Annotated in this window: 2 protein-coding genes; both read right to left on the bottom strand. The window is 68.0% G+C overall.

Annotated features, from left to right (window positions below):
• Positions 1 to 28: 28 nt before the first annotated feature.
• Positions 29 to 457 carry a RacP protein gene (locus AB0917_RS34000; protein WP_364970625.1) on the bottom strand — a complete coding sequence of 143 codons (429 nt, stop codon included), beginning with the start codon at positions 455 to 457 and terminating at the stop codon, positions 29 to 31.
• Positions 458 to 460: 3 nt separating this feature from the next.
• The gene (locus tag AB0917_RS33995; RefSeq protein ID WP_366823566.1) at positions 461 to 1,579 is read right to left on the bottom strand and encodes a DUF6192 family protein; all 1,119 of its coding nucleotides are present in this window, start codon (positions 1,577 to 1,579) and stop codon (positions 461 to 463) included.
• Positions 1,580 to 2,187: the final 608 nt, after the last annotated feature.

Here is a 2,187-nt window from a genome sequence, read left to right as displayed (position 1 = left end):
CGGGCCGCTTCGCGGCCGGGACCACCCATCAGGCGTCGATGTAGTCGGCGATGACGTCGAGCGTCGATTCGACGCTGCTGAGCTGGGTGTTGAGGTGTTTGATCCACCGTCCTTTCGGCTGGAGGGTCGCGTGGGGGATGACGACGCCGGTGATGAACCGGCGGATCTCGGTGAGCTTGGCGCGGATGACCGCGACCTCGTATGCCTGGAGCTCGGTGGTGTCGGAGCAGAACTTGTACCCGTCGGCGCGGGTCCAGATCAGGGGCGGCCAGCCCTGCTCGGCGATGATGTCGCGCAGGCAGGCCAGCCCGGACCGGGCCTGGTGGGGGGAGAGTTCGCTGGATCTGACCAGCTGGGCGAAGGTCAGACCGGCGGGGCGGGCCTCGAAGAGGACGAAGCGGATGCTGTCGGCGTGGCGCTGGGCGGCCGGTGACTTGCGTGCGGAAGCACGGGGCATCGGCTATTCACCTTGCAGCAGGCGGGCCAGCTCGCCGTCGACGTCGACCTTGCCGGTGTCGACCGCGGTCTCGATCCAGTCGAGCGTGGCCCGGACGCGGGCGACGTTCTCGTGGACCAGGACCCTCTCGTCGTCGCTGAGCTGACGGTCGCGCAGGCCGGGGACGACTCGGCCCGAGGCGGCGACGAACGCGTGGCAGGCGGTGACCAGGTCGAGGAACTCGACCGACCGGTCGATGCTGCGGACGGCTTCGGCGGCGGGGTTGGTGTCCTCGAAGTGCTCACGGGCCTGGCGGCCGCGCTCGATCTGGGCGTGGTTGACCTGGTGGCGGGCGGTGTCGTCGGACATCGCCTTGAAGGCGACGTCGGGCCTGCGGAGCAGGCCCGTGGTGACCTCGGCCGCGACGGCCTCGTCCCGGGTCAGTTCCTCGACCACCCGGACGCGTTCGGCCTGCTTGACCTGGGAGACCACCGCCGGGCGCCGCAACAGGTCGCTGGTCACCGTCGCGGCGACGTCCTCATCGCGGGTCAGTTCCTCGACCGCTCGGACCTTGTCCTCCTGCCTGACCTGGGCAACCACGGTCGGTCGCCGCAGCAGGTCGCCGGTGACGGTGGCGGCGACCGCTTCGTCCTTGGCCAGGGTGTGAATCGCGGAGACCTTCTCCTGCGGGGTGACCGGGCGCTCGACCTGACGGCCGGCTCGCCGGTTGGCCTCGTCCGGCGTCCATCGGGTCTTGCCCTGTGGCGGGGTCAGGATCGTTGCGAACCGCTCGTCCTCGTCGGTGATGCTGGCGAAGATGCGGTGGACGGTGAAGGAGACCCCGGGGACCCGGCGGTCCTTCGGCCACTTCGAGGCGGTCCAGCGGTTGCCCGACAGCGACTTGTAGGAGATGCCGATGTCCTCGGCAAGACGGAACAGCGACTCCTTGACCGTGAACAGGCTGTCGGTCCGTTCCTGACCGCCGGACTCGCGCATCGGCTCGACTTCGAGGGCGTAGTCACCGATCGTGAACTGGATGCGGGTGGTGGTCTCCACCAGCTTGCGCAGTTCAGCCACGATCTCCGCATAGCGGGCCGGGCTGACGTTGCCGACCTTGTCGGGCGTCGTGATCTCTTCGGGCATGGTCTTCACCACCCACCAGCGAGCCCGGGGCGCAGCCCATCGGCCGCGGCGAGACCCGGCCCGCATCTGCAACCGAGAGTCGGACCGAAAATCCTAAGATCACAATGAATGACCGTATTTGACCGGTAAATGAACGAAGTTGGGTTGCGGGTGCGTTCGTGTTGCGGTCACCGTGACCGTTCCACGAACGATTACTTCCGCGACCGCCAGGCCCTCGTCACGCACCGCCGCGAGCAGTAGACCGCGTTCGAACGGCGGTCCACCCCGGCCACCCAGGTGGCCCCGCACTCCGGGCACTCGGCCCGGCCGGCCCCGCTCAACTCCGCGGCCACACGCTTCCGCAACCGCTGGTCCTGCCGCCACTGCCTGCAACGACAGGCCGCCGAGCAGAACCTCGTAAGAGCCGGAGCCTCCGACGACAGCGGCCTCCCGCAGCCCTCGCAGAACCGTCTCGCGACTTCTCCGATGCCCTCGGACATCCGATCAGCCTAGGAGGCAAAGCTACCCAAATCCGAGGTTCAGACACAGGCACTGAGCTTGTTTTTTAACGTCCCCTGCTGAAGGGCCAGTTGGCCATTAGTGGGCGATGAGACAACGGTGCGGCCTTG

The organism is Streptomyces sp. NPDC007346 (assembly GCF_040703535.1).
Taxonomy (GTDB): Bacteria; Actinomycetota; Actinomycetes; order Streptomycetales; family Streptomycetaceae; genus Streptomyces.
Note: the sequence above shows the minus strand (reverse complement) of the source record. Positions and strands in the feature narration are given on the sequence as shown.

Excerpts from the sequence above, each read along its gene's own strand:
- AB0917_RS34000 (WP_364970625.1), bottom strand. The coding sequence starts at position 457 with ATGCCCCGTGCTTCCGCACGCAAGTCACCGGCCGCCCAGCGCCACGCC.
- AB0917_RS33995 (WP_366823566.1), bottom strand. The coding sequence starts at position 1,579 with ATGCCCGAAGAGATCACGACGCCCGACAAGGTCGGCAACGTCAGCCCG.